A 7,095-nucleotide genomic window follows, 5' to 3' on the forward strand; every position below is an offset into this window, starting at 1 on the left:
CAAAAAGGGGACAGAAAAATAGGCAAAAAGGAGAAGGTGAAAATTGAATAATGACCAAGCATAAATGCTCTAATATGCGACTGGTGATAGCAGGTGATATCATCCGTTTACGTAGATACGAAAAACCTGTTTACAGTGGATTTACTAGACATAGACAAGTGCTGGAAGTAGAAGAAGAGACGTTAACAGAAGAAATGGTTTCCGATCTAGATAAAGCTATAGACAATGAGCGGGACAAAATGTTGGACAAGTCCTTAGACAGTAGAGCTAGATCGAATAAGCGAGCGAGACGGGAAGTAATCAATCTGGTTAATGCCAATTTTGATCGACATTCCAAATTTATCACCCTTACATATGAGGAAAACATGACGGATGTAGAGACAGCACAGAAGGATTTTAAGCAGTTTATACAGCGAATGAGACGCAGGTACGGAAAATTTAGATACATAGTCGTAATAGAGTTTCAAGAGCGTGGAGCTGTACACTATCACATGATGTCAAATTTGCCGTACATTCCTAAAAAGAAGCTTAGAGAAATATGGGGCCATGGGTTTGTGAAGATTAACGACATAGATCGAGTGGACAACGTAGGAGCGTACATTTCAAAGTACATGATGAAAGCAGAAGCAGATATCCGAATGATAAACAAGAAATGCTACACGACAAGTATGAACATGATAAAACCAGTGGTGTTAACGAACCCTTGGGAGATAGCACAATTTTTAAGAAAGAATAGTTTGAATGTAGATACCAATGTAGAAGACAAAAAAAGAGTGTTCACTAGCTCCTACACCAGTGAACACTACGGTAATATTATAGATATAGAGTTTAATCTGACACCCAACGACGAGTTTAGATTAAACTAAGCACACAAAATGTTATTGCTTATTATATCTAATTTTGCTTAGTTTAGACAGGGTAAAACCTGTCTTTTTTTGTTTTTTTATGAAATCTTATAAGAATCTTATAAGACAAATTGTGCCTAAATTAACGTACAGCATGGGAAAATATACTCTGAATCAGGAGTTTTATTGAATAGCAAGATTCGCAAATGTTAACCGCAGCGGTTTTCAATTTGCGATTTTTTGGGCTTCTCCCAAACCCTGTTTGAACACATGTAAACAGCCACTTTTGTTATAGGACGATACAATTTTTGCATGAAAAAAGTCTTGTAAACAGTACAGTTCACAAACCAGATTAATAGAATAATACTCTATTTAACTGGGGTTTTACGATGCGTTTACGATACTATTTCGATGGGGGATGGTTTACATCTAAAAGGCATATGTCAGTTGTGTTTTGAGCTGGGACACTTCCAGAGCCACACCTTAAAACACAACTTTACGATACGAACGCCCAGGCATTTGTCTGCCTAGAAGTGAATAAGCTAGATTAATAGAGCGATGTACAAACTAAAAGACCTGTATCTATTTCCTTGTGAGAGGAATGAGTGCAGGTCTTTTTACTGTTTTTATCTAGTAGGTCGAGCGGATCTGCGTGACCTTTATAAATGCTGTATCTATTTAATTCATCTTGTGTATGTGTCCATGGTTTTGAGATTTAGGTTTATCTGTGTCATCTCATGTGACCATTTAAATAGTTGGTCTAGTAGGCTTTGCCTACAATTTGTGGGCGGGAATGGTAACGTTCCTTATCCTGCATTGGTTACGATTCTCCAGAAAGCCAATATGAGAGCTGTCGGAAGGGAAGTAATAAGAAAGGGAGGGGGGGTGTAAAAACCTCTACAATGCTATCCCTAGACCGTCTAACAGTCTGCTATAAAAAAAGTTCCCCAAATAAATTTTTCAATGGTAACGCTGTACTACATTTACAAAACAAACTCAAACAACTCAACTCAATAACACTAGTAATAAAGTCCCTTAAAGTATAAAATATACTAAAATTGCCATTATTTTGTTAAATAAGGGGGATTATGGGGTGTTTGAAATAAAGAAGTCAATACGTGCGGAAATCGAGAAATGTATGCAAGATAAAAATTGCACGATGACACGGCTGAGTGAACTCTCTGGTATCAAAGTTGGGCACATCAGTGAAATTCTACTCGAGCGTAGGGCTATTACAATTAAACAATTAGATGCATTTGCTGAAGCATTTAATTGTGAGTCAGGATGGATGTACGATTTATATGTAGATGAGTGTATTACCGAAAAAAGGGCGTCTAAACCAAGGCTAATTCCTTATCTAATACGCTGTGCAGAAATTGGTAGATGCGATTGCATTGAGTTAGCTGTTTCTAGGCTATTAGAAGTTCCCAAAAGTATAGAGATTATCTTTTCGGTAGCTGAGCAATTATTTCAATCTGGTAGACAAAGAGAGTCAGCAATTCTATACAAAACTGTAGTCGACAACGAGAAAGACAACTATTCAGAACGGTTTATTTTAAGCCAATATAGGTTATTTAGAGCATTATTAGGGAGTAATTCTGAAGAGAATTGGGAAGCTGTTATTCGGTTTTCGCCTTATCGTGAGAGGTTACCAGTAAACTATCAATTGGATGCTTTACTGCATTTAGCCAATACTTGTTATACTCTTCGAAAATGGAAATTGGTTGAAAAATATGCCGATGAGCTAAGAGAATTAGCTACTTTGGTTTATGAAAATAAGTTACATAAGTTAGAGAATAGCAAGAATGAGAAGTTTGAAACGGAACGACATTTAGTTGTTTATTATGGTCGTGGATTTCTTATAAAAGGTATAGCGTTAGAAAATCAGGAACTATATGAAAAGGCATGGGAATATGTGAATGGATATGCTGATTTAAGTTGGTTTGAGCTTCAAGATGAACTCGGACGTATAGAGATAGAAAAGTTTAACTTATGGGCAACAGCAAATTATTTTACCTTGGATATACTTATGGGAAAAGCTGAAATTCTCCCTAGTTATGTTCAGTTTCTTGACGATCACCCAGATGAAATACTTTCAGCTTTAATGACAATTTTAAAGTCAGCTAATCAGCATAAATTTTTTGTTGATTACGTTTTAGATCATTTTTCGGAAAATATAAATTCTTTTGAGAAAATTATTCCGTTAGATGATGCTATTAAAGTAAGTGAACTTATTCATTTTAGATATCAATTAGCTTTATATTTGGTGAGAAAGAAGGAATTTAAGAGTGCCTTAGATTCTGTATTAAATTGCCTGATTCTAACTGATTCAATAAAAGATTTCGATAAGTTTAAAAGTTGTACTGCATTATTTTGGGACTATTTGGAATATGCTACAGAAGAACAAAAGAAAACTTATCAGGATGTTTTGAAGGAGGATGAAGGGAATGAAAGGGAAATTATTTTCAGTGGTGTTAGCTTTGGGGATGTTTAGTAATTTGGTCGTTCAGTATGGTCATGGAATGGGAGGATAATACATCTCTTCAAAGCACCTTTTTAGGTGCTTTTTTTATTTAACCCAATTTTTTCTCAATATGGGATTTTTGGGGTTTTGATGTACATTTAGATTAGTAAAATTATGGAATTGGAGGAGGGGGGTTGAAATCGAAAACAATGCTTATGACAACATGAAAAAGGACATCCCTTTAACCTACAGAAAAGGAATGTCCAACCTACAGAGTTGTGCCATCACTTTATCACAGAATGATTGCGATTTACAACGTAAAACCGAAGCCTTACGAGAGAAGTTAGTACAGTTATTTTTTCAAGAAGGTTCTTTCACCAGTCCAGCCGTATTGGAAATAAGCAAGCAACTAGATGACTGCATTGTTGCAACTCAAAAGATTCAATTTACGAAATAAGAGTTGATGTGAATAGGCTGTACGGAAAACCATTTAGAGTAAAATCAAGCCGTTTTTCAGCTTTTCATGGACAACTAGGAGGTTTCACTATGTTGGTATGGGGTGACTCCGATCGAGACAGTGAGCATGCAAGAAGAATCAGAAAACAAAAGCTAAGATGTCAATGGTTTGCACGCCGTCTGGAACTGAAAGCCAGAGCCAGAAACGTTGTTTTGGAAACAAAAAAACTATTGAATAAGGAGCGATAATAAGGCAATTCTTATTGAATTACCTTGTCTCCTTTAGGATACTTATTTTTTATTTCTGTTTTTTAAGACCAGTCTTGTTATAAGGAACACTAATACTAGAACTACTAGACCTAAAAGGAAATAAGTTGGACCAATTCCACCCATATATAAGAACCTCCAATAATCGTCTGATATTTTCCTAATTATGTCACAAAAGAAATAATTAAACAATTTACGAAAAAGGGAGATTTGATATTTATGAGAAAATTTTGGGTTCCTGTATTGTCTATGGCACTATTTGCATCTGTAATAGGATTTACTCCTGATTATACGTCGGCTAAGGAAGTTACTAGCGTAAATGCATCAGAAGATAATCAGAACAAAATTGATAAAAGATTTGCCGAAATTAGGGACAAATATGAAATAGGAGAAGCAATCAAAGGTGACGACCTAGAATTCATCAAACAATATGCTATCAAAGTAGAAAATAACGATGAAATGAAAGCCCAAGCAGTATGGGATATGGAAAGAAGATTTGAGATAAAAGGTTCTGCCGAAAATGATGATTTAAGTGCTAAACTCTCGGGAGAATTAACTGCGGTAATTGGATTGTGGCACAATACTGTTGACGGAGACCTTAAACTAACTGTGACTAAAGGAAGCCCAAAAAAATATAGAATAAAAGCAAATTTAATTGGTTTTGGTCTTATTAATGCAGACGGTGATTTAGGAAGAACTGTAGATAAAACATTTGATAGTGATTGGAATGAAAGTACTAAAAAAAGCTATCCTTACACCTTTGGTCAAGATATATATGCAAATATAGCTTATTACAATGTGTCCGTAGATGGATCAGTTAAAAGTAGCACTGGAACTTTAACCGTAAGAGGAAAAGAAGCCTAATACAACGAGTCCCGATAATAGCTATTATGTAAGCAAGCGTCCGAACTCCAATTCGGGCGTTTTATTTTCGTCTTTTGATAAGTTGTCCGACATCCTGGTCTAAAAATCATTCGTGTTTTTGAGAAAAAAAGTCCAGGAATTCGTCAGCTGCACGCACTGTTTTTTTACCAAAATCCGAACGAATCGAATGTGATATGAAATATAAAGTATACTGAATTCAAAAGGATTTACTCATTCTCACTAGAAGCTAGTACAGCGAGGTGAGAACGATATGGAGAATGGCTTTGAACGGACTTATTGGGCAAATGATGTAGCTGAATTACTAGGTATATCAGTAAGTGCTCTACGAAAATGGTCACTACGTTTAGAGGCGGATGGTTACTGCATCATTCGTGATGAACATGATCGACGTGCCTACCGTGAACGTGATTTGATAGCGTTACGAACGATGAAGGATTTTTTAAGCAAAAAAATGAGTATGGAGAACGCATCAAAAGCCGTATGTACTATGTATTCAGATCACCCGATAACGCATAAAGAAACGAGTATCGTTCCCCATGATAAAAAGCGTTCTGATGAACGTTATCAAGAAATAATAGATAAGATGGAAGAATACATGGAACAGCAAAAAGCGTTCAATCAAGCGTTACTTGAACAACTTCAAAAGCGAGACGAATATATAGATAACGCATTGAAACTGCGTGATGAACGATTAATGCAGTCTCTCAATGAGATAATGGAAACCAAAAAGTTATTGGCTGTAGCACAAGAACAACCAAGGAAGAAATGGTATCAATTCTGGAAAGGTTAATAGCCCCCCACTCTCAAAATAATGGACTGAGACTCTAAAGACCGGTGAAGCTCCTTCGTTTTGTCCAAGGGGTTGTTTTCATGAAGGGGGGGAAGTAAAAAAGCCCTTACCAGCAAAAGACTACTTGCAGGCAAAGGGCTTTTTAGCTCCAATATCTCTATAAATTTATGCTAAATAATAAGAACAGTTCGCCCTTATTGTTAAAAAATAGGTAGTAAACCTAGTAGTAAAACCAGTAGTAAACCTAGTAACTAGAAATCCTGAAATTGCATGGTAAACAAGGATTCTAGAATTTACTTATTGTGACATCACTATTCCATAGGCGGACGGGATAAAGAAATAGATTATTAAATAATCTTTAATCTCATGCACCATACATCAATCTGTAAAGAATACTTTCTATAGCATGCACTGAGGAAGACCGAACCGAACCTCTAGGGGGCGGTCGGGCTTCTTTCATATTGTGGAGAGAGCAGGAATTTAAGTTTATTTCAAAGCTACAATCATCCAGACGGAGGCCTCCTATTTGGAATGAAAGGCATTAGCTAAGGTTGGCTAAGGTGCTGAATGTTGAGGTGCGAGAGAGTCCACCCCTAGGTGGCTCGGTTCGTGCAACCAGCCATCTTTTTATTGAACCTACACTTGGCATAAGTCAAAGGCTGTCACACGGGTTCTATCGCTTGACAATGCGTTACAGTTGGACGTGCCCTATTAGAACCGATTTCCTCTAGTGTAGGTCATGGTAGAAACTATTACAGGAGAATAGAAAAAGCTAGTTGGCGAAAATCTATTACTGTCTATACTATATGCTTAGAACGATTATAAAGGGGCAAGGTGCGTCTTTTAGTTCGAAATGATAGTTTGTATATGGTATAATAAAAGAAACGATTTTAGAGGCAATAGGAGCGGTCTGAGAGGTATATGAGTTTAAGAGAATAAAAAACTCCTACCAAAAATTTTAGTAGGAGAATTTTCTACGAAAGACTGTTTGAAAAATAGGTAACATTTGCTAGACTTAATAACACAAGAAAAGCCACCCTCAATGACTTGGCGGTCGGGGTGACTCTTCTCCACATATAGGGGCTTAGTCTACCCATTTTTAGGAATAGACTACCCTTTTCAATTATGTACAGTCTATCAAAGGAGGGTTTAAACCTGCAATACTAAAAATTTTAAAAGTTAGGTTTTGTGAGGTTTGCGGAAACATTTGTTCGTAGTAAAATGGTTTTTAATCTTTTAAAGGTTTTGAGGTTGTGCGAGCGGAGTGAGTTTTCCTTATTAGACTTGATTTACGTCACACATCAGACCGCAAAACTTGAAGGAAAACAGCGGAAGAAATCAGTAGTGTCAAGGGTTTTGACGATTATTTACTTGTGAAAAAAATGAAA

6 protein-coding genes are annotated in these 7,095 nt (G+C 36.4%); all 6 read left to right on the plus strand.

Annotated features, from left to right (window positions below):
* Positions 1 to 50 precede the first annotated feature (50 nt).
* The 6 genes from BRLA_RS22715 (at position 51) to BRLA_RS24090 (ending at position 5,707) form a co-directional block, all read left to right on the plus strand.
* Positions 51 to 866 carry a rolling circle replication-associated protein gene (locus BRLA_RS22715; RefSeq protein ID WP_003338839.1) on the plus strand — a complete coding sequence of 272 codons (816 nt, stop codon included), beginning with the start codon at positions 51 to 53 and terminating at the stop codon, positions 864 to 866.
* Positions 867 to 1,914: 1,048 nt separating this feature from the next.
* Positions 1,915 to 3,339, plus strand: coding sequence for a helix-turn-helix domain-containing protein (locus BRLA_RS22720; protein ID WP_003338837.1), 1,425 nt, complete (start codon positions 1,915 to 1,917; stop codon positions 3,337 to 3,339).
* Positions 3,340 to 3,568: 229 nt separating this feature from the next.
* Entirely contained in the window at positions 3,569 to 3,766 is a 198-nt protein-coding gene (locus tag BRLA_RS22725) for an aspartyl-phosphate phosphatase Spo0E family protein (RefSeq protein ID WP_041752794.1), read from the plus strand.
* Between the two features lie 89 nt (positions 3,767 to 3,855).
* Entirely contained in the window at positions 3,856 to 4,014 is a 159-nt protein-coding gene (locus BRLA_RS24085; protein WP_154071887.1) for a hypothetical protein, read from the plus strand.
* A gap of 237 nt (positions 4,015 to 4,251) precedes the next feature.
* Positions 4,252 to 4,896: a hypothetical protein gene (locus tag BRLA_RS22730; RefSeq protein WP_041752793.1), complete on the plus strand. Its 645-nt coding sequence runs from the start codon at positions 4,252 to 4,254 to the stop codon at positions 4,894 to 4,896.
* 271 nt (positions 4,897 to 5,167) lie between these two features.
* A complete protein-coding gene (locus tag BRLA_RS24090; protein ID WP_003338843.1) occupies positions 5,168 to 5,707 on the plus strand; it encodes a DUF3967 domain-containing protein in 540 nt (179 codons plus the stop codon).
* The last annotated feature ends 1,388 nt before the right edge of the window (positions 5,708 to 7,095 follow it).

It is taken from the genome of Brevibacillus laterosporus LMG 15441, from assembly GCF_000219535.2.
GTDB classification, from domain to species: Bacteria; Bacillota; Bacilli; order Brevibacillales; family Brevibacillaceae; genus Brevibacillus_B; species Brevibacillus_B halotolerans.

Coding starts and splice junctions, on each gene's coding strand:
- BRLA_RS22715 (WP_003338839.1), top strand. CDS start 51: ATGACCAAGCATAAATGCTCTAATATGCGACTGGTGATAGCAGGTGAT.
- BRLA_RS22725 (WP_041752794.1), top strand. CDS start 3,569: ATGTCCAACCTACAGAGTTGTGCCATCACTTTATCACAGAATGATTGC.
- BRLA_RS24085 (WP_154071887.1), top strand. CDS start 3,856: ATGTTGGTATGGGGTGACTCCGATCGAGACAGTGAGCATGCAAGAAGA.
- BRLA_RS22730 (WP_041752793.1), top strand. CDS start 4,252: ATGAGAAAATTTTGGGTTCCTGTATTGTCTATGGCACTATTTGCATCT.
- BRLA_RS24090 (WP_003338843.1), top strand. CDS start 5,168: ATGGAGAATGGCTTTGAACGGACTTATTGGGCAAATGATGTAGCTGAA.